20 protein-coding genes and 2 pseudogenes are annotated in these 21,855 nt (G+C 67.8%); 11 read left to right on the forward strand and 11 right to left on the reverse strand.

Translation table 11 applies throughout. The annotated features are described in order from the left end of the window. Positions 1-68: 68 nt before the first annotated feature. Entirely contained in the window at positions 69-620 is a 552-nt protein-coding gene (locus tag AC07NN_RS11245) for a GNAT family N-acetyltransferase (protein WP_494640701.1), read from the reverse strand. Further along, complete coding sequence (locus tag AC07NN_RS11250) at positions 617-2,803, reverse strand: S9 family peptidase (protein WP_494640703.1); 2,187 nt, start codon at positions 2,801-2,803, stop codon at positions 617-619. Before AC07NN_RS11250 ends, AC07NN_RS11245 begins: the two co-directional genes overlap by 4 nt. Positions 2,804-2,838: 35 nt before the next feature. On the opposite strand from AC07NN_RS11250, the pseudogene AC07NN_RS11255 reads away from it, so the two are divergent. Both AC07NN_RS11255 and AC07NN_RS11260 read left to right on the forward strand, forming a co-directional pair. Then, positions 2,839-3,776: pseudogene (locus AC07NN_RS11255) on the forward strand (trypsin-like serine peptidase). 59 nt (positions 3,777-3,835) lie between these two features. Next, positions 3,836-4,047 (forward strand): annotated as a pseudogene (locus tag AC07NN_RS11260) (CsbD family protein). A gap of 227 nt (positions 4,048-4,274) precedes the next feature. Here the strand turns inward: AC07NN_RS11260 and AC07NN_RS11265 are convergent. Together AC07NN_RS11265 and AC07NN_RS11270 are read right to left on the reverse strand one after the other, a co-directional pair. Then, positions 4,275-6,188, reverse strand: coding sequence for a M1 family metallopeptidase (locus AC07NN_RS11265; protein ID WP_494640705.1), 1,914 nt, complete (start codon positions 6,186-6,188; stop codon positions 4,275-4,277). Positions 6,189-6,244: 56 nt separating this feature from the next. Beyond that, positions 6,245-7,228, reverse strand: a complete 984-nt coding sequence (locus tag AC07NN_RS11270; protein WP_494640707.1) for an alpha/beta fold hydrolase — start codon at positions 7,226-7,228, stop codon at positions 6,245-6,247. A gap of 63 nt (positions 7,229-7,291) precedes the next feature. Here AC07NN_RS11270 and AC07NN_RS11275 point away from each other — a divergent pair, with 63 nt between their 5' ends. Both AC07NN_RS11275 and AC07NN_RS11280 read left to right on the forward strand, forming a co-directional pair. After that, complete coding sequence (locus tag AC07NN_RS11275; RefSeq protein ID WP_494640709.1) at positions 7,292-8,098, forward strand: helix-turn-helix domain-containing protein; 807 nt, start codon at positions 7,292-7,294, stop codon at positions 8,096-8,098. Between the two features lie 26 nt (positions 8,099-8,124). Further along, on the forward strand, positions 8,125-8,568 hold the full coding sequence (locus tag AC07NN_RS11280; RefSeq protein ID WP_494640711.1) for a GFA family protein: 444 nt from the start codon (positions 8,125-8,127) through the stop codon (positions 8,566-8,568). Positions 8,569-8,572: 4 nt separating this feature from the next. On the opposite strand, the gene AC07NN_RS11285 is transcribed toward AC07NN_RS11280, so the two are convergent. The 5 genes from AC07NN_RS11285 to AC07NN_RS11305 all read right to left on the reverse strand — a co-directional run bounded on the left by AC07NN_RS11285 (position 8,573) and on the right by AC07NN_RS11305 (position 13,350). Beyond that, positions 8,573-9,046, reverse strand: a complete 474-nt coding sequence (locus AC07NN_RS11285) for an OsmC family protein (RefSeq protein WP_494640713.1) — start codon at positions 9,044-9,046, stop codon at positions 8,573-8,575. Positions 9,047-9,050: 4 nt separating this feature from the next. Next, complete coding sequence (locus AC07NN_RS11290) at positions 9,051-9,368, reverse strand: DUF1272 domain-containing protein (RefSeq protein WP_494640714.1); 318 nt, start codon at positions 9,366-9,368, stop codon at positions 9,051-9,053. 161 nt (positions 9,369-9,529) lie between these two features. Continuing rightward, positions 9,530-9,979 carry a MaoC family dehydratase gene (locus tag AC07NN_RS11295; protein WP_492858635.1) on the reverse strand — a complete coding sequence of 150 codons (450 nt, stop codon included), beginning with the start codon at positions 9,977-9,979 and terminating at the stop codon, positions 9,530-9,532. Positions 9,980-10,042: 63 nt separating this feature from the next. After that, entirely contained in the window at positions 10,043-11,581 is a 1,539-nt protein-coding gene (locus tag AC07NN_RS11300; RefSeq protein WP_494640716.1) for an acyl-CoA synthetase, read from the reverse strand. A gap of 101 nt (positions 11,582-11,682) precedes the next feature. Next, positions 11,683-13,350, reverse strand: a complete 1,668-nt coding sequence (locus AC07NN_RS11305) for a GMC family oxidoreductase (protein WP_494640718.1) — start codon at positions 13,348-13,350, stop codon at positions 11,683-11,685. 236 nt (positions 13,351-13,586) lie between these two features. On the opposite strand from AC07NN_RS11305, the gene AC07NN_RS11310 reads away from it, so the two are divergent. The 6 genes from AC07NN_RS11310 (at position 13,587) to mopJ (ending at position 19,017) form a co-directional block, all read left to right on the forward strand. Continuing rightward, positions 13,587-14,933, forward strand: a complete 1,347-nt coding sequence (locus tag AC07NN_RS11310) for a cytochrome P450 (RefSeq protein ID WP_494640720.1) — start codon at positions 13,587-13,589, stop codon at positions 14,931-14,933. A gap of 72 nt (positions 14,934-15,005) precedes the next feature. Continuing rightward, on the forward strand, positions 15,006-15,191 hold the full coding sequence (locus tag AC07NN_RS11315; protein WP_494640722.1) for a hypothetical protein: 186 nt from the start codon (positions 15,006-15,008) through the stop codon (positions 15,189-15,191). 164 nt (positions 15,192-15,355) lie between these two features. Beyond that, on the forward strand, positions 15,356-16,240 hold the full coding sequence (locus AC07NN_RS11320; protein WP_494640724.1) for a crotonase/enoyl-CoA hydratase family protein: 885 nt from the start codon (positions 15,356-15,358) through the stop codon (positions 16,238-16,240). A 213-nt stretch (positions 16,241-16,453) separates the two neighbouring features. Then, complete coding sequence (locus AC07NN_RS11325) at positions 16,454-17,677, forward strand: DUF2336 domain-containing protein (protein ID WP_494640726.1); 1,224 nt, start codon at positions 16,454-16,456, stop codon at positions 17,675-17,677. Between the two features lie 226 nt (positions 17,678-17,903). Further along, positions 17,904-18,323 carry a Ros/MucR family transcriptional regulator gene (locus AC07NN_RS11330; protein ID WP_494640728.1) on the forward strand — a complete coding sequence of 140 codons (420 nt, stop codon included), beginning with the start codon at positions 17,904-17,906 and terminating at the stop codon, positions 18,321-18,323. Between the two features lie 196 nt (positions 18,324-18,519). Next, on the forward strand, positions 18,520-19,017 hold the full coding sequence (gene mopJ / locus AC07NN_RS11335; protein ID WP_494641870.1) for a motility/cell cycle regulatory protein MopJ: 498 nt from the start codon (positions 18,520-18,522) through the stop codon (positions 19,015-19,017). 155 nt (positions 19,018-19,172) lie between these two features. On the opposite strand, the gene AC07NN_RS11340 is transcribed toward mopJ, so the two are convergent. Both AC07NN_RS11340 and AC07NN_RS11345 read right to left on the reverse strand, forming a co-directional pair. Continuing rightward, on the reverse strand, positions 19,173-20,720 hold the full coding sequence (locus AC07NN_RS11340) for an ABC transporter permease/substrate-binding protein (RefSeq protein WP_494640730.1): 1,548 nt from the start codon (positions 20,718-20,720) through the stop codon (positions 19,173-19,175). After that, complete coding sequence (locus AC07NN_RS11345; RefSeq protein ID WP_494640732.1) at positions 20,713-21,477, reverse strand: ATP-binding cassette domain-containing protein; 765 nt, start codon at positions 21,475-21,477, stop codon at positions 20,713-20,715. Before AC07NN_RS11345 ends, AC07NN_RS11340 begins: the two co-directional genes overlap by 8 nt. A gap of 153 nt (positions 21,478-21,630) precedes the next feature. Here AC07NN_RS11345 and AC07NN_RS11350 point away from each other — a divergent pair, with 153 nt between their 5' ends. Further along, entirely contained in the window at positions 21,631-21,786 is a 156-nt protein-coding gene (locus tag AC07NN_RS11350) for a hypothetical protein (RefSeq protein WP_494640734.1), read from the forward strand. The last annotated feature ends 69 nt before the right edge of the window (positions 21,787-21,855 follow it).

Raw genomic sequence — 21,855 nt, forward strand, 5'->3', positions numbered from 1 at the left:
GACCTCGACTATCTATGGTCGAGGAAGGTGCCCGATTATTGGTTAAGCGTTGTTGCGATGAGAATGGTTTATACGCCGCTCAGTGACATTCCGGCCGCATCCGGCTGGGTTTCGCCACCGCCGTTCAGCGAACGCTGCATCCAGACCAGATCGACCCACCGCCCGAACTTGTGGCCCATGTCCGGGAAAACGCCTTTCTTTTCAAAGCCAAGAGCGGCGTGAAGGCCGATCGACGCGGCGTTTCCGCTGTCGCCGATCACCGCGCACATTTGCCGCAGGCCAAGCGTCTCGCAGGCCTCGATCAGGGCGCCCAGGAGCGCCCTTCCGACGCCGTTTCCGACCGCCTTGGGCGAGACATAGACGCTGTCCTCGACCGTGAAGCGATAGGCGGCGCGCAACCTGAACGGGCCGGCATAGCAGTAGCCGACGACCTCGCCGTCCAGCTCGGCGACGAGATAGGGCAGGCCGCGATCCAGGAAGGCCTGACGGCGGCGACCCATCTCGGCCTCGTCCGGGGGGACCTCCTCAAAGGTGCCCAGGCCGTTCAGGACGTTCCAGGCGTAGACGGCGGTGATGGCGGGGAGGTCGGCGTCGGTGGAGGGGCGGATGGTGACGCTCACTTCGACCAGCCCTTCTCGACGGCCCAGACCGCGAAGGCGTAGTCCAGCGCGATCTCCTTGAGGAAGTCGAAGCGGCCCGAGGCGCCGCCGTGGCCGGCCTCCATGTTGATCTTCAGCAGCACCGGGTTGCCGCTGGTCGTCGCCGGCCGCAGCTTGGCGACCCATTTCTCCGGCTCCCAATAGGTGACGCGCGGATCGGAGAGGCCGCCGGTGGCCAGCACGGCCGGATAGGCCTTCGCGCCGACATTGTCGTACGGCGAGTAGCTGGCGATGTAGTCATAGGCCTCCTTGTCCTCCAGCGGATTGCCCCATTCGGGCCACTCCGGCGGGGTCAGGGGCAGGCTCGTGTCGCTCATGGTGTTCACGACATCGACGAACGGCACGGCCGCGATGATGCCGGCGAACAGGTCCGGGCGCATGTTGGTGATCGCGCCCATCAGCAGGCCGCCGGCCGAACCGCCATAGGCCACGGTGTTCGACGGCTTGCCGTAGCCGGCCGCGTGCAGGTGCTCGGCGCAGGCGATGAAGTCGGTGAAGGTGTTCTTCTTCTTGAACTTCTTGCCGTCCAGGAACCAGCCCCAGCCCTTTTCCGAGCCGCCGCGCGGGCAGGCCGTGGCCCAGATCCAGCCGCGGTCCACCAGGCTCAGGTTGCGGATCGAGAAGCTGGGCTCCATCGAGATGCCGTAGCTGCCGTAGCCGTACAGCAGCAGCGGGGCCGAGCCGTCCAGCTTGGTCCCCTTCTTCATCAGGATGAACACCGGCACGTCGGTCCCGTCGCTGGCCTTGGCGTTCAGGCGGCGGGTCTCGTACTGGGCCGGATCGTGGCCCGAGGGGATCTCCTGGGTCTTGCGCAGGGTCCGCGTGCGCGCGGCCATGTCGTAGTCGAACCACTGCCGGGGCGTGGTCATCGAGTTGTAGACGAAGCGCAGGGTGTCGGTATCGTACTCGTAAGAACCTTCGAGGCTCAGCGCGTAGGCGGCCTCGTCGAAGGCGATGGCGTGGTCCACGCCGTCTGGGGTGGTGATGGTCACGCGGTTCAGGGCGTCGACCTTCTCCAGGCGCACGAACCAGCGCTTGAAGGCCATGGTCCCGGAGATCAGGCGGCCCGGCTGGTGGGCGATCCAGTCCTTCCAGTTGGCCTTGCCGGTGGCGGTCTCGGGCGCTGTGACCAGCTTCCAGTCCACTGCGCCGTCGGCGTTGGTGCGGATCACCCAGTGGTCGTTCCAGTGCTCGACCTCGTAGCGGACGCCGACCTCTCGCGGATGGAAGACGACCGGCGCGGCGGTCGGCGTGGCGGCCGGGATGATCAGCGCCTCGCTGGTCTCCTGGTTGCCGCACGAGATGACGACGAACTTCTCCGAAGAGGTGACGCCGACGCCGATGAAGAAGCCTTCGTCCGGCTCATCATAGATCAGCACGTCGTCCTTGGCCGCGCCCTTGGTCGGGCGGCGATAGATCTTGGCCGGACGGCCGTTGTCGTCCCGGAAGGTCCAGAACAGCCACTGGCTGTCGGGCGAGAAGCAGAAGTCGCCGGTGGTGCTCTCGACCGGGCTTTCCAGGACCTTGCCGGTGGCCAGGTCCTTCACATGGACGCGGTAGACTTCCGAGCCCTGCTCGTCGACGGCCCAGGCGTAGAGCTTGTGGTCCGGCGAATGGCTGGCCGCGCCGACCTGGTAGAAGGCCTTGCCCTTGGACTCGGTCTCCTCGTCGAGGAGAATCTCTTCGGCCCCGCCGGGGACAGGCTTGCGGGCGTGGATCGGGTGCTGCGCGCCCTTCTCGAAGCGGGTGTAGTATTCGAAGGGACCATCCTTGGCGGGGACGGAGGCGTCGTCCTCCTTGATGCGACCTTTCATCTCCTCGAACATTTTCGTCTGCAGCGCCTCGGTCGAGGCGAGCATGGCCTTGGTGTAGGCGTTCTCGGCCGTCAGGTGCTCTTTCACGTCCGCCTTGATCAGGGTCGGGTCGCGCAGGACCTTCTGCCAGTTGTCGTCCTTCATCCAGGCATAGTCGTCGACGCGCGTGCGCCCCAGCTGCTCGATGGTCTTCGGGACCTTTTTGGCGACGGGCGGAACAGGGCGAGCGGTGTCAGAGGACATGGCGGATCCGAAAGCTATTCCAGGGAGGACTGTGGGGGATGACGTAAGCGCCGCGACGGCGCGCGTCATCATCTGTCGCCGGTCCATGAGCAGAAAATTCCCCCAACCGTCCTAACGCGCGAGTGCGGCAGAACGACAACTTGCGGCGCGAGAATCCTGTGGTCAAACTCCTCTGCGTGTCGGGCGAGTGATTGCGTATCAAGGGGGCGTCATGCCGTTGGATCTGTCCGTCGACCTGATCAAGGCGACGGTCCAGCTTGAGCAGCCGCTCGGTGACGGCTCGCGCACCGTTGGCACGGGCTTCCTGATTTCCGATCCGGGTCCCGACGGCAAGCCGCGGACCATCCTGATCACCGCCGCCCACGTCTTCGAGAAGATGCCGTCGATGTCGGCCAAGATCGGCTATCGCATTCAAGGCTCGGAAGGCGTCTGGCGCTATGATCCCGAGACGCTGAAGATCCGCGATGGCGACCATCCGCTGTGGACCAAGCACCCGACCCGCGACGTCGCGGCCATGGTGGTCGAGGCCCCGCCGGAGTTCGTCAAGGCGGCCATCCCGATCAACTACCTGGCCCAGGACGACACCTTCAACAAGTGGAACCTCGGCCCCGGCGACGAGATGATGGCGCTGGGCTTCCCGCGCGGCCTGTCGGCCAATCCGGCCGGGTTCCCGATCCTGCGCTCGGGCCGCGTGGCTTCGTATCCGCTGGCCCCGGCGACCAACTTCCCGACCTTCCTGATGGACTTCTCGGTGTTCCCCGGCAATTCGGGCGGGCCGGTGTTCATGGCCGAGGGCGCGCGCCGGCGGCCGGGCGCGACCGAGAGCCAGGAGGTCCAGTTCGTGGCTGGCCTCCTGACCCAGCAGGTCGAGCTGTCGGGCGAGCGCCTGGAGATCGGCATCGTCACCCACGCTAAGTTCATCCGCGAGACCCTGGCCATCCTCGACAAGATCCCTGGTGCGCCGGTGATGCAGGCGCGAGCCGCTAAACCCGAGCCGACCATACCGGGCGCGACGCCTGCCGCGGCGGTGTCGGCGACGGCGATGGGCTCCTCCCGCTAGGCGGGTTTCTCGGAACCAGCCCCACGGCGAACCCGTTTCTTCTGCAACGCAACAACAGCATGCAGGAGCGAGCCATGAGCACCAATCGTGTCGAAGGCGCCATCGACAAGGGCGCGGGCGCCGTGAAGGAAGCCGTCGGCAAGGCCACCGGCAACGAGCGTCTCGAAGCCGAGGGCGTCGCCCAGAAGGCCAAAGGCGACATCCAGAACAAGGTCGGCCAGGTGCAGGACAAGATCGGCGACGCGATCAAGCACTGAACGCCTGCCTATGACTGACGAAGCGGCCGCCGGAGCGATCCGGCGGCCGTTTTGTTTTGGGGGCGCTTACCCTACCAAAAACCCCGATTTCCCCGGCGAATGCCGGGGCCCAGATTCATCCGGAGCGGTTTGGGCTGATCCGAGATGCGTTCCGTCAACTCGGCGAAGATTGGTGAGTTCGATCTGGGCCCCGGCATTCGCCGGGGAGATCGGAAGTTTGTAAGCGTGGGCGTCAGGCCGCCTACTTCACGATCCCATCCACCGTCTGCCGCGTCACCGCATGATACAGCGGCCGGGTCTTCGCATAGAGCCCCTTGGCGATCGGCTGGCCCCAGTCGCCCTGCGCCATCAGGTCCTTGAACAGTGGCGCGACGAACTTGCGGCGCCCCTGTTCGGTCAGGAAGGCCTCCAGCGACGGCACGGCCGGCTGGTAGCGATTGGCCACCGCCAGCTCCAGCCAGACGAAGCGGATCTCGCTGTTGCCCTGCGCCGATAGCCCCAGCGCCTTGTCCAGAGCGGCCAAGCGCTCGTCGGACAGCTTTCGGGGCAGGCTGGCGATGAAGCGCGTGCGCTCGGGCGTGCTCCAGGCCTTCCACTGGGCCAGCGGGGCGGGACCGTCCTTGGCGTAGGCTTCGGCCAGCGCGTCCACGGCCGGGAAGGCGGCCGACTTCACGTGCACCGCGTTGTCCGGCAGCCCGACCTCGTAGACCCATTTGTCGATGCCGATCGCGGCTTCCAGCTTGGGATCGCCCTTGATCAGGTTCTGACGCAGGTCGGCGACGAAGCCCGCCGTGGTCTGGCTCTGGAAGGCGTGGCGGGCGAAATAGCCCTTCAGATAGGCGTCCCAGCGAGCCCGGCCGACGGCCTTCTCGATGGTGCGCAGGAAGGTCGCGCCCTTCTGGTAGGCGATGTCGGTCATGCCGTCGTCGGGATCGCGGCCCGTCAGGTCGAGATGCAGGCGGGTGTCGGCGCTGCTGAGGCCGCCGGCGTCCTTGATCGCGTCCTGCAGGTCGCTCCAGCCCAGATCGGCCAGCATGTCGGCGCGCGGCTTGCCGTAGAGCTTCTCCATGATCCGGTTCTCGAAGTAGTCGGTGAAGCCCTCGTTCAGCCAGAAGTCCGCCCAGGTGGCGTTGTTGACGAGATTGCCCGACCACGAGTGCGCCAGCTCATGCGCCACCAGGCTGACCAGCGAGCGGTCGCCGGCGATGATGGTGGGCGTGGCGAAGGTCAGGCGCGGGTTCTCCATGCCGCCGAACGGGAACGACGGCGGCAGCACCAGCAGGTCGTAGCGGCCCCAGGCATAGGGGCCGTAGAGGCTCTCGGCCGCCGCGACCATCTTCTCGACATCGACCAGCTCGTTGGCGGTCTTCTTCATCACCGACGGTTCGGTATAGACGCCGGTCCGCTTGCCCAGCGGGGTGAAGGTCAGGTCGCCGATCGCGATGGCGATCAGGTAGGAGGCGACCGGCTTGTCCATGCTGAAGCGATAGGCTCGTGATCCATCCTTCAGCGGCTCGCCATCGGGCGTCAGCATCCGGGCGCTCATCACCGCTTTCAGGCCCTTGGGCGCGACGATGCGGGCGGTCCAGGTCTGGCGGATGCCGGGGCTGTCCTGGGTGGGGATCCAGCTGCGGTTCAGGATCGCCTCGCCCTGGCTGAACAGGTACGGGCTCTTCTTGCCGGCGGTCTGGGACGGGGTCAGCCACTGCAACGCCGCGCCGCCGGGGGCGCTGTCATAGCGGACGACGATGCGCTTGGCGCCGTTCAGTTGGACCGTCAGCGGCGCGCCCAGGATCGGGTCGGCCTCGCCCAGGGTCCAGGACAGCGCCTTGCCCTTGGCGTCGGTGACGCCGTGGATCACCAGGCCCTTGCTGTCGAGCACCACCTCTTTCGCATCCGGCGCGGCGGCGATGTCGAGGGCCGCCGTGCCGGTCATCTTCTGGCCGGCGAAGTCGGCGGTCAGGTCGAGGTCGATGTGGGTGACCCGCGCCACCAGCGGTTGGGCGTAGGAGTGGATGTCCCTGGCCTCGGCCGTCTTCAGGATCGCCGGGACCGGCGGGGCCGTCTTGGAAGAGACCTGGGCTGCCGCCGGCAAGGCGGCGCCGCAGAGCAGGAGCGAGAGCAGAACGGCGCGGCCACGGGCTTTGAAGGTCATGGGTCATCCCTGAAGCGAAGGGACGTTTTCTGCGCCCGTGGATCGGCCGACGCAACTCAGTCGTGACCCTTGGCGAACCGCAGAATGTCCCCGTTCAGCCGCTCGATATGGGTGAACATGATTCCGTGCGGCGCGCCTTCGTAGACGATCAGCCTGGCGTTCGGGGCCAGGGCCGCATAGCGCTTGCCGCTGGTCTCCAGTGGGGTCGAGGCGTCCTTGTCGCCCTGGATGACCAGCACCGGGACGCGCACGCGCGGGATGTCGGGCCGGAAGTCGGCGGTGGTGGCCGAGCGGTTGCACTCGACCAGCGCCTTGCTCGTCGTGCCCAGCATCAGGCCCCGGATCCACTCCATCATCTCGCGCGAGGTGGTCGGCGTCACGAACGGCCGGGCGTTCTCCTCCAGCCAGCGCGGATAGTCGCGCATCAGCACGTGGGTGCGGAACTGCTCGAAGGCCTCGGGCGGATAGCCGGTGGGGTTGTCAGGCTTGCGGGCCGGGCAGGGGTCCAGCGGGGCCAGGAACAGCACCTTGGCCACCCGCGCGCCGTCGTGGCGCGTGAAGTAGCGGACCACCTCGCCGGCGGCCATCGAGTGGGCGACCAGCACTACGTCGCGCAGATCCAGCTGCTCCAGCACCGCGGCCAGGTCGTCGGCCAGGGTGTCGTAGTCGTAGCCCTTCCACGGCGCGTCCGAACGGCCATGGCCGCGCCGGTCATAGGCGATGCAGCGCAGGCCCTCCTCCGACAGGGCGGCGGCCTGGTAGGCCCAGCACTCGGACGGCAGGCCCCAGCCGGCCAGGAACACCACGGCGCGGCCCTCGCCCCAGTCGCGGTGGTAGAGGCGGGTTCCGTCGCGAGCAACGATCGAGGCGGGGCGACGAGGCGCGGCGGGCTTCGGCGCGGCCTGGGCCGAGGTGGGCAGGCTGGCGACGAGGGCGCCCAGGCCGGTCATGACGGTCAGGGCGTGACGGCGGGGCAGGGCGGCGGTCATGGCGATGTCTCCGGGCTCGTCATCGAGCCGGCTCAGGATTTCGCCAGCCACGCCCAGCGTCGATTACGCGGGAGGTAATGGCGGCGACGCGCGGGCCGCCCTAGCTTCCATCCCATGAGCACCGCGACCCTCACCGCACCGACCCCCACCGCGACCGTCGGCGAACGCCTGCGCGACTGGCGCCAGAAGCGCCGCCTCAGCCAGATGGACTTGGCCCTCGACGCCGAGATCTCGACCCGGCACCTGTCGTTCCTGGAGACCGGCCGCGCCGCGCCCAGCCGGGACATGGTCCTGCGCCTGGCCGAATGCCTGGAGGTCCCCTTGCGCGAACGCAACGCCCTGCTGCTGGCCGCCGGCTTCGCGCCGGTCTTCCCCGAGCGGGCCTATGACGATCCTGGCCTGGCCGCCGCGCGGACGGCGGTGGAGGCGGTGCTGCACGCCCACATGCCGTTCCCGGCCCTGGCCATCGACCGCCGCTGGATCATGCTGGCCCACAACGCCGGCATCGCGCCGCTGCTGGAGGGCGTCTCGCCCGGCCTGCTAGAAGGTCCGGTCAATGTGCTTCGGGTCAGCCTGCACCCCGAGGGCATCGCGCCGCGCATCGCCAACCTGGCCGAATGGCGCGGCCACATCCTCTCGCGCCTGCGCCGCCAACTGGCCGAGAGCGGCGACGCCGAGCTGGCCGACCTGATCAGGGAGCTGTCGGCCTATCCCGGCGGCGAGGCCCATCCCCGCGCCGGCGAGGGCATGATCGCCGCCCCGCTGCGGCTGAAGTCGCCGGGCGGGGAGCTGTCGTTCCTCTCGGCCACCATGACCTTCGGTTCGCCGCTGGACGTGATGGTCTCGGAACTGGCCATCGAGACCTTCCTGCCAGCCGATGCGGCGACGGCGGCGGCCTTGCACGGTGCGCGCCTGGCCTAGAAGATCGCGCCGGGGAGGATCTCTTCATGCGGGCTCTGGCCGGAATGACGCCGCCGATCGCGGGAAGCTGTCTCTGCGGAGCGGTGACCTATGTCTGCTCGGCCCCGCCGTTCTGGTCGGTGAACTGCCATTGCCGCGCCTGCCAGAAACTGAGCGGCGCGCCGTATGTCTCGGCCTTCTCGGTCCCTTTCGCCGGCTTCGCGTTCGAGGGCGAGACGAAGACCTTCCATCGGTCGTCGGACGCGGGTCACCAGGTGACCAACTGGCACTGCGCGGCCTGCGGGACGCGGATGTTCGCCCAGTCGGCCGGCGGGACCGCGCACATGAACATCTTCGCCGCCACCCTGGCCGATCCCTCGGCCTTCAAGGCGGTGTCGAACGTCTATCTCAGCGAGGCCGCGCCGTGGGTCGAGCCGCCGCCGGCGCGCTTCAATTTCCCGAAGATGCCGGGGCCGCCGGAAGGGTCCTGAGGGGCTAGTCGACCTCTTCGTAGGTCGCCGCGTAGTCGACCGGGAAGTTCACCGAGCGGGCGATGAAGCAGACCTTGTGGATCTGGTGATGCACCGCGTCGGCCTTGGCCAGGTCCGCGCCGCGTTCGACCAGGATGTGGGGCTTGAGCGTCGCGCTCAGGAAGCGGCCGGCGCCGTCGGGCGTGCTCTCGCCGACGCCGATCGGCTGGTCCTTGTAGCCCTTCACCACGATGCCGGCGTTGCTGGCCAGGTGCAGGTACCAGAGCATGTGGCAGGCGGAGAGCGAGGACAGCAGCAGGTCCTCGGGATTGTGCAGCGTCGGGTCGCCGCCCAGCAGCGGGTCGTTCGAGCAATTGACCACCGGCTTGCCAGGCGTGGCGATGTTCCAGGTGCGGTCATAGCCGCGATAGGTCCGCGTGCCGTCGCCCCGGTCGCCGGTCCATTCGATCAGACAGGTGTAGTCGTGCTGCTTGGCCATACGCCTAACGCTCCTCTGGAGGGACATCCTTCAGCCGCGCGGTCATGGCGGCGATCTCGTCACGGCTCCAGCGGCTGTACTTGCGGACGTCGCTGGCCGGATGGAAGCCCAGGCCGAGTGAAATATGCGGATGGTGGTAGGCCTGCTTCGGTCGGATCGGCCGAGGCTGCAGGCCGCCGCCGCAGGTCGGGCAGACGTTCTGCAGGACGTTGTCCGCGCAGTCCGTGCAGTAGGTGCACTCGTAGCTGCAGATGCGGGCGTTCGGCGCGTGCGGCGGCAGGTCGACGTCGCACAGTTCGCAGTTGGGGCGGAGCTGGAGCATGGGACTGGCTAGCTCATGCACCCGTCTACTGAAATGACGAGGATGCCTCGATTCCGGCCAGCGCGTGATCCTCGCCCTTCGACAAGCTCAGGGTGAGGATCAAAATCGGCCGAGTAGGAAACCTCACCCTGAGCCTGTCGAAGGGCGAGGTTTCCGGACCCTCAGGCCCCGTAGATGATCGAGATCGTCTCGGCCACGCAGGCCGGGCGCTCTTCGCCCTCGATCTCGATGGTGCACTCGTTCTTCATCTGCAGGCCGCCGGCCTTGGGCTCGACGGAGACCAGCTTCTGGCGCATGCGCACGCGCTTGCCGACCCGGACCATGCCTGTGAAGCGGACCTTGTCGCAGCCGTAGTTGATGCCGCGCGTGACGCCGGTGACGCGCAGGATGTCCGCGCCCAGCATCGGGATCAGCGACAGCGTCAGGTAGCCGTGAGCGATCGGGCCGCCGATCTCGCGCGTGGCGCGCTCGACGTCGACGTGGATCCACTGGTGGTCGCCCGTGGCCTCGGCGAACAGGTTGACGCGCTCCTGGGTGACCTCGACCCAGTCGGACACCCCGATCTCTTCACCGACCAGGCCGGCGATATCGGCGTAGGCGACTTCCTTCATGACTCATCCTCCCAAACAGTTGTTTGGACAAAAACCAGCCGGCGAAAGCCGGGTCAACCCCGGCTAGACGATCCGGCTCTCGCCCTTGCCCCAGTAGGCGTCGCGGATCAGGCGCTTGTAGAGCTTGCCGGTCGGGTGGCGGGGCAGTTCGGCCATGAAGTCGATGCGGCGCGGCGACTTCACGTGGCTGAGATTGGCGCGGGCGAAGGCCATCAGTTCTTCGGCGAGTGCGGCCTGGTCGTCGGCCGGGTTCATCGGCTGGATGACCGCCACCACCTGTTCGCCCATCTCCTCGTGCGGCGCGCCCACGACAGCGGCGTCGGCGACCTTGGGGTGGGTGATCAGCAGGTTCTCGATCTCTTGCGGATAGATGTTCACCCCGCCCGAGATGATCATGAAGCTCTTGCGGTCGGTCAGGTACAGGTAGCCGTCCTCGTCGGCCCAGCCCACGTCGCCCAGCGTGGTCCAGCCGTGCTTGTTGTAGCTCTCGGCCGTCTTGTCCGGGGCGTTGTGGTAGTTCACCGCCGGGCCGTTGGCGAAGTAGACCGCGCCCTCGGTGCGCGGCGGGACCGGGTCGCCCGCGTCATCGCAGATGCGCAGCTCGCCCAGCACCGCCTGGCCGACGCTGCCCTTGTGGGCCAGCCAGTTGTCGGAATTGATCCAGCAGAAGCCGTTGCCCTCGGTGCCGGCGTAGTACTCGTAGATCACCGGACCCCACCAGGCGATCATCTGTTCCTTGACCGGCACCGGGCAGGGAGCGGCGGCGTGGACCGCCGACTTCATGCTGGAGACGTCGTACTTCGCACGGACCTCTTGCGGCAGCTTCAGCATCCGCACGAAGTGGGTCGGCACGAACTGACCGCAATTGACCTTGTGCTTTTCGATGAGCGCGAGCGCGGCTTCCGGATCGAACTTCTCCAGCACGATCACCGTGCCGCCCAGCTTGTGGGCGGTCATGCACCAGCGCAGCGGCGCGGCGTGATAGAGCGGGGCGGGCGAGATGTAGATGCTGTCGCCACTGAAGCCGAACAGCCCCTGAGCCATCATCTGCAAGGCGTTGGGCGCGTCGATCGGGCCGCCGTTCAGGGCCGGCTTCACGCCCTTGGGGCGGCCGGTGGTGCCGGACGAATAGAGCATGTCCGAGCCGGCGGTCTCGTCGCCGATCGGCGTGGTCGCCTCGGCGTCGCGGGCGTCCTCGAAGCTGGCATAGGCGCCGCTGGGGCCGCCGACCGCGAACAGGGTGAGGTCCGGCACCAGCTTGGCGACCTCGTCGATCAGCGGGCCCATGGCGGTGGAGGTGATGAACACCTTCGCCCCGCAGTCCTTCAGGATGTACTCGACCTCGGCCCCCGTCAGCTTGGTCGAGACGCAGACATAGTAGAGGCCCGCGCGCTGGGCCGCCCAGGCGACCTCGAAGAAGCGGGCGTTGTTCTCCATCAGGATGGCGACGACGTCGCCGTGCTGGAGACCGAGCGAGCGGAACAGATGCGCCCCCTGGTTCGACCGCGCGTCCAGCTGGGCGTAGGTCACGACCTCGCCGGAGCCGGCCATGATGTAGGCCGGCTTGTCGGGCTCGGACTGGGCGTGGAGGTAGGGGTGCATCGCGATACCTCGTCATTTCTCCGCTCATCCCCGCGAAAGCGGGGACCCAAGCGGCGCGTCAGTATGGGTCCCCGCTTTCGCGGGGATGAGCGGGGGAAGGGTTAGGCCGCCACCGCTTCCTTGGCCGCCGCGAGGATCATCGCCGCGCCCTTCTCCCCGATCATGATCGAGGGGGCGTTGGTGTTGCCCGAGATCAGGCGCGGCATGATCGAGGCGTCGATCACCCGCAGGCCCTCGACGCCTCGCACGCGCAGCTGCGCATCGACCACGGCCATCGGACCGGTCCCCATCTGGCACGTGCCGACGGGGTGGTAGAGCGTCGAGCCGGTCTGGCGGGCGAAGTCCAGCAACTGCTCGTCGGTCTGGACGTCCGGGCCGGGGTTCATCTCGTGCTCGACATACTGGGCGATGGCCGGCTGGGACCCGATCTTGCGCGCCCATTTCAGGCCCGCGACCGTGACCTCCTGGTCCAGCGGATCGGCCAGGTAGTTGGCGAAGATCGACGGATAGGTCGCCGGATCGGCCGACTTGATGCGGATATGGCCGCGGCTTTCCGGGCGCAGCTGGCAGGGGGCGATGGTCATGCCCGGCGCGCCTTCCAGCTCCATCTTCTGCTCGTTGAACAGCTTCGCCAGGTCCATGGTGGCCGGCAGGATGTGGAACTGGATGTCCGGTCCCGCCAGGTCCGGGCGCGACTTGCAGAAGGCCGCCACGTGCGCGGCCGACAGGGTCAGCAGGCCCTTGCGGAACAGCAGGTACTTCATGGCCTCGGCGGCCAGGCGTCCGCCCTTGCTCTGTTCGTTGACCGAGACCGTGCCCGACTTCAGGCGATAGCGGGCGGCGACGATGTAGTGGTCCTGCAGGTTCTCGCCGACGCCGGGCAGGTCGGCGACGACCGCGATGCCGTGCTCGCGCAGCAGGGCGCCGGGGCCGACGCCCGACAGCTGCAGCAGCTGCGGCGAGTTGATCGCCCCGCCGGCCAGGATCACCTCGCCCTTGGCTTTCACCACGCGCTTGACGCCGTTCTGGACGAACTCGACGCCGACCGCGCGCCTGCCTTCGAACAGGACGCGGCTGGCGAGAGCATTGGTCTCGACCCGCAGGTTCGCCCGGCCCATGGCCGGATGCAGATAGGCGACGGCGGACGAGCAGCGTGCGCCGTTCTTCTGGGTCACCTGGTACCAGGTCGCGCCTTCCTGGTCGGGGCCGTTCAGGTCGGGATAGCGCGGGATGCCGGCCTGGTCGCAGGCCTCGATCAGGGCTTCGGAGATCGGGTGGGCGTCGCGCATGTCGGCGACGTTCAGCGGCCCGCCGGTGGCGTGCAGGTCGCAGGCGCCGCGCTCCTGGTTCTGGGCCTTGCGGAAGTAGGGCAGGACGTCGTCCCAGGCCCAGCCCTCGCAGCCCAGCTGCCGCCAGCCGTCATAGTCGGCGGCCTGGCCGCGGACATAGAGCATGGCGTTGATCGAGGACGAGCCGCCCAGCACCTTGCCGCGCGGCCAGATGTGGCTGCGGCCGCCGGTCCCGGGGTCGGGTTCGGTGCTGTAGAGCCAGTTGACCTTGGGATCCTTCAGCGTCGACGAGTAGCCGACCGGGATGTGGATCATCAGGTTCGAGGCGAACTGGGAGAGGTTCTTGGTCGGGCGGTCGTCGCCGCCGGCCTCCAGCAGGACGACCTTGAACTTGCCGCCTTCGGACAGCCGGGCTGCGAGCACGCAGCCGGCCGAGCCTGCGCCCACGATCACGTAGTCGGCCTCGATGATCCCGGTCATCGCACTCTCCCTAGGAGCGCGCTTGGCGCGCTCATTTCTTAGTGTTGGAGCCCTTCTTTTCAGAAGGGCTCTGGTCGTCCGCGTGTGACCCGCGTGATCGATGTTCAGTTGGAGGGTGAGCCCAGAAACCGTCGCTACGCAAGTTGCCGTCGCGGCGCCGTTGGCGGAAGGCGGTTCCGGGTTATCGTCGCGTCAAAGAACGGCGTTCAAAGGGACGCCAATTTGGGAGCGTCGCGATGGACCTGATCAGCCAGACAGTGGTGGACGGCAAGGCCGGCCCCGGCGCGCCGCCGACCTATCCGACGCTCAGCGGCGTCGACCTCGCCGACATCTTCCGCTTCACCAAGGGCCAGCCCTGGGCCGACTTCGCGCGGATGCGCACCGACGCCCCGGTCATGTGGCATGCCGAGCCCTATGACGGTCCGGGCTTCTGGGCCCTGACCCGCTATGACGACGTCCAGCGGGTGAACGGCGATCCGGCGACCTTCTCGTCCCAGCGCGGGGGCATCCTGATGGCGATGGGCCCGCCCGATCGCCGACACGCCCTGCTGTTCCGGGCGTCGATGGACACCATGATCAATCTCGACGCGCCGCATCACCTGCAGCTGCGTCGCGAGCACATGCCCTATTTCACCCCGGCCTATCTGCGCGGCCTGACCGAGCGGGTGCGGGCCGAGGTCACCCGGCTGCTGGACGAGATGGAGCCGCTGCTGGCGGACGGCGCCGAGATCGACATGGTCGAGCACTTCAGCTCGATCCTGCCGCTGTTCACCCTGTGCGAAATCCTCGGCGTGCCACCCGAGGACCGGAAGAAGTTCCTGACCTGGATGCACTATCTGGAGCGCGCCCAGGACCTCGCCGTCCAGAACGCCGCCGCGCCGGTCGCCCCGACCCTGGAGCTGATGCAGTTCGTCCAGGACTTCAACAACGGCGTCGAGGAGATGTTCGAGTACGGCCGCACGATGCTGAAGAAGCGTCGCGAGGACCCGAAGGAAGACCTGATGACCGCCATCGCGCGCGCTCAGGTCGATGGCGCCCTGCTGGCCGACGAGTATCTGGACGGCTCGTGGCTGCTGATCGTCTTCGCCGGCAACGACACCACCCGCAATACCCTGTCGGGCGCGATGAAGCTGCTGACCGAGTTTCCGGACCAGAAGCAGAAGCTGATCGACGATCCTTCGCTGCTCTCGGGCGCGGTCGATGAGTTCATCCGCATGGTCAGCCCGGTGATCTACATGCGCCGCACGGCCACCGCCGATGTCGAGGTCAACGGCCAGCTGATCCGCGAGGGCGAGAAGGTCATCATGTACTACGGCGCGGCCAACCGCGATCCGGAGATGTTCCCCGAGCCGGACCAGCTGGACGTCACCCGCGCCAACGCCAACAAGCACATCGCCTTCGGCTATGGCCCCCACACCTGCATCGGCAAGCGCGTGGCCCAGATCCAGCTGGAGGAAGCCTATCGCCAGATCCTGGCCCGGTTCCCGGACCTGAAGTGGACGGGAAACATCGAGATCGCCCCGAACAACTTCGTGCACGCGATCAGCAAGCTGGGCGTGAAGCTGGGCGTGAAGCGGGGGTAGGGGCGGTGGCGAGAGGCGCTTTCCCCAGTTAGGGAATGGCGTACAACTCCTGGCTTCAAGGAGCTTGGCGCCATGCAGAACGGGTACAATGCTTGGGGTTTCTACAACGACCCCAAGGATCCTCGCCTTATTGTGCCGAAGATGAATCCCGTCATGGGCTGGACCGTCAATCTCGCCCATCGAGAGGTGCGAGTGGCCCTGGTCCTGATGGCTGTCCTCATCGCCGCGAGCATCGCGGCATCGGTCCTGTTGCGCTGACCTCGGTCGGGTCCCGCCAGCGCTGTACCCGCCAGGACCGGAACCCGAGCGGCGAACTTTTTGAGCGATAGCGCCGTCGCGGCAGCTTGCGGTCGGGCCTGGTTGTTTGCAACGCTGCGCGGGACATACGATCGTTTGAAAACGACCTCCAGGGAGTCCGCGCCATGTCCAACCCCACCTTCGAGACCATCCTGTACGACGTCGAGGACGGGATCGCGACGATCACCCTGAACCGTCCGGACCGGATGAACGCCTTCACCGCCCGGATGATGAAGGACATGATCGAGGTGTTCGACGTCACCGACGCCGACGACGCGGTGAAGGCCGTGATCATCACCGGCGCGGGCCGGGCGTTCTGCGCCGGGGCGGACCTCGGCGGCGGTGGTGGCACCTTCGACCGCAGCTCGCCCCAGGCGATCGAGCGCGAGGAGGGCAAGGTCGGTGACGTCTATCGTGACGGCGGCGGCCGCGTGACCCTGCGGATGTACGATAGCCTGAAACCCATCATCGGCGCGATCAACGGCGCGGCCGTGGGCGTGGGCGTGACCATGCAGCTGCCGATGGACATCCGCTTGGCCTCGACCGAGGCCAAGTTCGGCTTCGTCTTCGCCCGTCGGGGCATCAATCCGGAAGCCGCGTCCAGCTGGTTCCTGCCGCGCCTGGTCGGTCTGCAGACGGCGCTGGAGTGGTGCTACACCGGCCGCGTGTTCCCGGCTTCGGAAGCGCTGGAGAAGGGCCTCGTTCGTTCGCTGCACGCGCCCGAGGACTTGATGCCCGCCGCCCGCGCTCTGGCCCGCGAGATCGCCGACAACACCGCGCCGGTCTCGGTGGCCCTGACCCGCCAGCTGCTGTGGCGCATGGCCGGCGCCGATCACCCCATGGAAGCCCACAAGGCCGACAGCCGCGCCATCCAGTCGCGTGGCGCCTCGGGCGACGCCAAGGAGGGCGTGACCTCGTTCCTCGAGAAGCGCGCGCCCGTCTATCCGAACAAGGTCTCGACCGACGTGCCGGACATCTGGCCGGAATGGGAGGAGCCGGAGTTCCGGTAGGACCGCGCGGATTTCTCCTCCCCCTTTTGGGGGGAGGGGGACCGCCGAACGGCGGTGGAGGGGATAGCGCCAAAGGCTACGCGCATTGTGCGGCGCCCCTCCGTCTCGCTGCGTATCCGCAGCGATCCACCTCCCCCAGACGGGGAGGAGAGTGTCGTCCTGTCGCGGCCCGTCCTCACCACCCGTTAATCACGATCTGATCTCTTCCGCTGGATGAGTGATCCCGCGCTGACATCGTCGTTCGGAGAGCCGGAGGCCCCCGCGCCCCTGCGGCGTTCGCGCACGACGCTGCTCAAGCGCCTGGCCGACGTGGTCTGCCTGCCGACCAGCCGGATCAACGCCTTCGAGCGGTCGATGACCGCCGACCTGCTGGTCGAGATGCTGCGCGACGCCAATGTGACCGAGCGCGAGAGGGTCGCGCGACGCCTGGCCATGCTCAACGAAATCCCGGGCGTCCTGGTGCGCTTGCTGCTGCGCGACGAACTGCCGGTGGCGCGGGCCCTGCTGGTCGAGTCCGAAAAGCTGTCGGACGCCGACCTGATCAGCTGCCTCTATCACGCCTCGACCGAGCACCGCCGGCTGATCGGCCAGCGTCGCGGCGTCAGCGAGGTCGTCGCCGACGCCTTGATCGACATGGCCGAGCCGCCGGTCATCGAGACCCTGCTGCGCAACGAGCTGGTCAAGCTCAGCCACCAGGGCGTCGAGAACATCGTCGCCGCCACCCGCGACTCCCAGCACCTGATCCCGCTGCTGCTGCGTCGGCCCGAGCTGCGGCCCAGCCACGCCTACGTCATGTTCTGGTGGGCCGACGCCGAGGCGCGCAAGACCATCCTCCAGCGCTTCGCCGTGTCGCGCGAGATTCTGCAGGACGCCGTCGGCGACGTCTTCGCCCTGGCCTCGGGCGAGGGCTGGCAGGACCCGCTATCGCGCAAGGCCCTGCAGTTCATCGAGCGCCGACAGCGCAACCGCGCCGCCATCGCCAAGAGCCCGTTCGAGAGCCTCGACGAGGCTGTCGCCGCCGGCGAGACCGGCATCACCCGCGAGATCGCCGAGGAGATCTCGTATCTCTCCGGCCTGAAGCCGATGACCGGGGCCAAGATCTTCACCGACCAGGGCGGCGAGCCTCTGGCTATCCTGTGCAAGGCCACGGGCCTGCCGCGCAATTGCATACGCCAGCTGTGGCGGGGCCTGCGCCGCCAGGAGGTCGATCGTTCCGGCGCGCTGGACCACGCCCTGGAGCGGGTGCTGACCGTCTACGACGCCATCGCCGTCGATCGGGCCCAGACCGTGCTGCGCTACTGGAACTGGTCGCTGACCTCGGCCCTGACGCCGGCGCTGCTGAAGGCCATCCGCGAAGGCGACGAAGCCGCTGTCGACGAATACTCGGCGCCGCAACGGGCGGCGATGTTGGCGCTGTCACGCGATTTCGGGCGTTAAGCCTCGGATATCGTCGGTCTCTCGGGGCCGCTACCGCCCGTCCTTCAGGAACTCAACCTTACTTACCTGTAATGTGACCGGTTGAGCGTCTCTGGAGAACACTGGTTATTACAGATAATCTCTTGCCGGGTGCGTATTGCCCGGAGTCGACAATGTTTGTATGCACGCCTCGACTGATCCTGGAATCAGCCGCATCAGCAAAAGATTTTGCGACGGGCGAGGCTTTATGGAAGATCAATCCGACCTGATCGAGATGACGGCGGGCATCGTCTCCGCCTATGTCGGCAACAACGTGGTCACCACCGCCGACCTGCCGGCCCTGATCAAGCAAGTGCACGCCGCCCTCGCCACCGTCGGCGCTCCGGTCGCCGAACCGACGCCTGCGCCGAAAGAGCCCGCGGTCCCGGTCAAGAAGTCGATCACGCCGGACTTCCTGGTCTGTCTGGAGGACGGCCGGAAGTTCAAGTCGCTGAAGCGCCACCTGCGCACCAAGTACGACATGACGCCGGAAGACTACCGCGCGAAGTGGAACCTGCCCAAGGACTACCCGATGGTCGCCCCGAACTACGCTGAGGCGCGTTCGAACCTGGCCAAGCAGATGGGCCTCGGCCAAGGCGGCCGTAAGCCGGCTCGCAAAGGCAAATAGCCGAGTCGGAACAAAAGCTTGGCCTTGTCGGGGCCACGGAAAATTGAACGCCCGTCATCCGAGTCCGGATGGCGGGCGTTTCTCTTGGCGGTTGACTCTCCCCGGGAATCTTGTCGCGCGACAAGTTTTCACTTGCCGCCGATTCGTTCCTTAAGCGATAGTGAATCGAAGTGATTCCAATAGCTTGTTAAGGACTCTGAAGATGTCCGCGCAATTGAGCGCATCCGCTTCGGCGGCCCGCGCTCATCAGGAGATGTTCGCCTACTGGGCGTCCCTCCGTCGGGGGGCGAGCCTCCCCGCGCGCGTCGACCTGCAACCCACGAGCATGAAGCGGCTGCTGCCGACGGTGTCGTTGATCGACGTCGTGAGCGACAGTGATCGCGACTATCGCCTGCGTCTGGCGGGCACCGGTCTCTACGGCGTCTATGGCCGCGAGATCACCGGCCGCATGATCGGCGACGTCTACAACACCGCCGCCTTCGACTACTGGCGCAAGGAGCTGGACAAGGTGGTCGATGAACGTCGCCCCGGCGTCGGCGTCCACAGCCTGGCCTGGCGCGGCTCGCCGCACATGTCGATCCTGTGGCTGCGCCTGCCGCTGGCCAGCAACGGCAAGGACGTCGACATGATCCTCGGCTACGACGCCGTGGTCGGCGCCCAGTCCGAAGGCTTCTCGGGCATCCGCGCGGCCTAACCCACAAACGCCCGCTCATCCCCGCGAAGGCGGGGACCTAAGCTGACTTTCAAGTTGATGGCGCCGCTGGGGCAACCGGTCGATCCCGCTTGGGTCCCCGCCTTCGCGGGGATGAGCGGATGTGTGAGCGCACAAGGCTGAATATCCGAGCCGGCCTAACGCGCCAGCAGCTTGGCGGCTTCGGCCGGGCTCTTCTTCCCTACATCGCGATCGACGGCGTAGTTGGCCGCCTGCATGGCTTTCACGTCGATGCTGTCGCCCAGCGGCTTCAGCGCCTGGATCAGCCGGCGATCGTTCGCGCGCTTTGGCGAGACCAGGATCACCGCGTCATAGGGCGGCAGGGCGCCCTTGGGATCGCCGAGCAGCACCAGGTCGTCGGCGGCGATGCGGCCGTCGCTGGAGAAGGCCGAGATGACATCGGCCTCGCGGCTCTCCAGCGCCCGGTACATGAAGGTCGGCTGGAACTGGCGCCTGGCCTTGAAGCGCAGGCCGTAGGTCGTCTCGACGCTCTTCCACTCCGGTCGCGAGAAGAACTCCAGGTCGCCGCCCATGACGAGGTCCGGCGCCTTGGCTGCGAGATCGGCCAGGGTCTTCACGCCCAGCTGCTCGGCGCGGTCTCGGCGCATGGCCAGGGCGTAGGCGTTCTCGAAGCCCAGGGCGCTGAGCAGCACGACGCCGTCGCGGGCCTTCAACTCGGTGCGCAGGCCGTCCAGCACGGCCTGGCGGCCGGGGTTGTCCTGGCGGTTCAGGACATTCGCCCAGAGGGTGCCGGAATAGTCGACATAGGCGTCCAGTTCTCCGGCTGCGAGGGCGCGATAGGCGACGGCCGAGCCCAGGTTCACGCGCTGCTGGACGGCCGCGCCCTTGGCCTCCAGGCGGTCGGCCATCAGTTCGGCGAGGATGTACTGCTCGGAGAAGTTCTTGGCCCCGATCACATAGGTCGGCCGGCCTTGCGACAGCGCCGCGCCGGCCAGGGGCGCGATGGCTGCCAGCAGGCCTAGCGCCAGGCCCGCGCCGCCAATCCACAGGCGCCGAGCGTCCCGCCTGGCGACCCCGGTCTCGATCAGGCCCAGGAGAGCGTCGACGATCAGCGCCAGGCCCGCCGAAGCCGCGCAGCCGACCAGCACCGCCACCCAATCCTCGGTCTGCAGGCCGGAGAAGATGTAGTCGCCCAGCGAGGTCTGGCCGACCGGTGTCGACAGCGTCGCCGCCCCGATCGTCCAGACGGCGGCCGTGCGCACCCCGGCCATGATCACCGGCGCGGCCAGGGGCAGCTCGACCCGCCACAGGCGCTGGCGATCGGTCATGCCGACCCCGCGCGCGGCCTCGACCACGGCCGGATCGACGCCGGAGACCCCCGCCGCCGCGTTCCGCAGGATCGGCAGCATCGAGTACAGGGTCAGGGCCAGCAGCGAGGGCAGGAAGCCCAGGGCCGGGAAGCCATGCCCCAGCACCCTGGCGGCCAGGCCCGAGAGCAGCAGCAGCAGCGGATAGAACAGCGCCAGCAGGGCCAGGCTGGGGATGGTCTGGACCAGGCCGGCGGTCGCCAGGGCGATCCACTTCAGGCGCGGGCTGCGCGCGGCCGCGATCCCCAGCGGCAGGGCGATGGCCAGGCCCAGGGCCAGGGCCGAGGCCGAGAGGGTCACGTGCCAGCCCAGGCGCTCGGGCAGGGCGGCGAGGGCAGCGTCCAGATGGTCAGCCACGGGCCAGCTCCGAGAGGCGTTGCGCCTGCCTGCGCGGCGCGGCGATCAGGTCGGCGACGACCGGGTCCGGGTGACCCGCGAGGAGGTCGCGCGGCGGCGCCTGGGCCAGCACCTTGCCGCTCGCCATCACCACCACCGCGTCGGCCAGCAGCAGGGCCTCGCCGACGTCGTGGGTGACCATGACCGTGGTCAGGCCCAAGGTCTCGTGCAGGCGGCGGACATCGTCGGCGAGCGCGACGCGGGTCACCGGATCCAGCGCCCCGAACGGCTCGTCCATCAGCAGGATCGAGGGCCGGGCGGCGAGGGCTCGGGCCACGCCCACCCGCTGCCGCTGGCCGCCGGAGAGTTCCGACGGCGCGCGGCCGGCGATCTCGCGCGGCAGGGCCACCAGGTCGAGCAGTTCGTCGATCCGCGCGGCGATCTCGGCGACCGGCCAGCCCAGAAGGGTCGGGGTCACGCCGATGTTCTGGGCCACGGTCAGGTGCGGAAAGAGGCCGATCTCCTGGAAGACATAGCCGATCCCCCGCCGCAGTTCCGGACCAGGCCGCGCGGCGATGTCCGCGCCGTCGATCAGCACGCGCCCCGAGGTGGGGGGCGACAGGCCATTCATCAACTTCAGCAGGGTGGTCTTGCCCGCGCCCGAGCCGCCGACCAGGGCGACGAAAGCGCCCTTGGCGACCGACAGCGAGGTCGGCGCCAGCACGGCCTGTCCGCCGTACGACTTGCTGACCCGGTCGAGAGCGATGGCGTCGGTCATGCGGGCTCCAGGGGGCGCGAACAGAATCAACGTGTCACCCCCTCCAAGCGTTGAAGCAAATCCAAGGTGCGACAAGGCGGCGCGCGACAGGTCGCCCGGTTCGCACGGGCCGAGTCAATCTCGACCATGGCGACAGGTTCCAAGGAGCGTTTCATGCCTGTTGCGTCGCAAGCCCGTTCGTTCGATCCGCGTCCCCTGCGTCGCGCCCGCCAATGGCCTCTCGGCTTCGCGGTGCTGCTGGCCTCGGTGCTCAACGCGGTGATCTGGGGCGGCCTGCTGACGGCGGCCAAGGCGTTCCTCCACTTCTGAGTAGGCGTAGCGTTTTCGTTGTTCTTTCTCCCCTGAACGACCTAAAGGCCGCGCCCTCCGGGACGCGGC

Source organism: Caulobacter sp. GW821-FHT09H08, from assembly GCF_059415885.1.

Coding starts and splice junctions, on each gene's coding strand:
- AC07NN_RS11250 (WP_494640703.1), bottom strand. CDS start 2,803: ATGGACCGGCGACAGATGATGACGCGCGCCGTCGCGGCGCTTACGTCA.
- AC07NN_RS11265 (WP_494640705.1), bottom strand. CDS start 6,188: ATGACCTTCAAAGCCCGTGGCCGCGCCGTTCTGCTCTCGCTCCTGCTC.
- AC07NN_RS11275 (WP_494640709.1), top strand. CDS start 7,292: ATGAGCACCGCGACCCTCACCGCACCGACCCCCACCGCGACCGTCGGC.
- AC07NN_RS11280 (WP_494640711.1), top strand. CDS start 8,125: ATGCGGGCTCTGGCCGGAATGACGCCGCCGATCGCGGGAAGCTGTCTC.
- AC07NN_RS11285 (WP_494640713.1), bottom strand. CDS start 9,046: ATGGCCAAGCAGCACGACTACACCTGTCTGATCGAATGGACCGGCGAC.
- AC07NN_RS11290 (WP_494640714.1), bottom strand. CDS start 9,368: ATGCTCCAGCTCCGCCCCAACTGCGAACTGTGCGACGTCGACCTGCCG.
- AC07NN_RS11295 (WP_492858635.1), bottom strand. CDS start 9,979: ATGAAGGAAGTCGCCTACGCCGATATCGCCGGCCTGGTCGGTGAAGAG.
- AC07NN_RS11300 (WP_494640716.1), bottom strand. CDS start 11,581: ATGCACCCCTACCTCCACGCCCAGTCCGAGCCCGACAAGCCGGCCTAC.
- AC07NN_RS11305 (WP_494640718.1), bottom strand. CDS start 13,350: ATGACCGGGATCATCGAGGCCGACTACGTGATCGTGGGCGCAGGCTCG.
- AC07NN_RS11310 (WP_494640720.1), top strand. CDS start 13,587: ATGGACCTGATCAGCCAGACAGTGGTGGACGGCAAGGCCGGCCCCGGC.
- AC07NN_RS11315 (WP_494640722.1), top strand. CDS start 15,006: ATGCAGAACGGGTACAATGCTTGGGGTTTCTACAACGACCCCAAGGAT.
- AC07NN_RS11320 (WP_494640724.1), top strand. CDS start 15,356: ATGTCCAACCCCACCTTCGAGACCATCCTGTACGACGTCGAGGACGGG.
- AC07NN_RS11325 (WP_494640726.1), top strand. CDS start 16,454: ATGAGTGATCCCGCGCTGACATCGTCGTTCGGAGAGCCGGAGGCCCCC.
- AC07NN_RS11330 (WP_494640728.1), top strand. CDS start 17,904: ATGGAAGATCAATCCGACCTGATCGAGATGACGGCGGGCATCGTCTCC.
- AC07NN_RS11345 (WP_494640732.1), bottom strand. CDS start 21,477: ATGACCGACGCCATCGCTCTCGACCGGGTCAGCAAGTCGTACGGCGGA.
- AC07NN_RS11350 (WP_494640734.1), top strand. CDS start 21,631: ATGCCTGTTGCGTCGCAAGCCCGTTCGTTCGATCCGCGTCCCCTGCGT.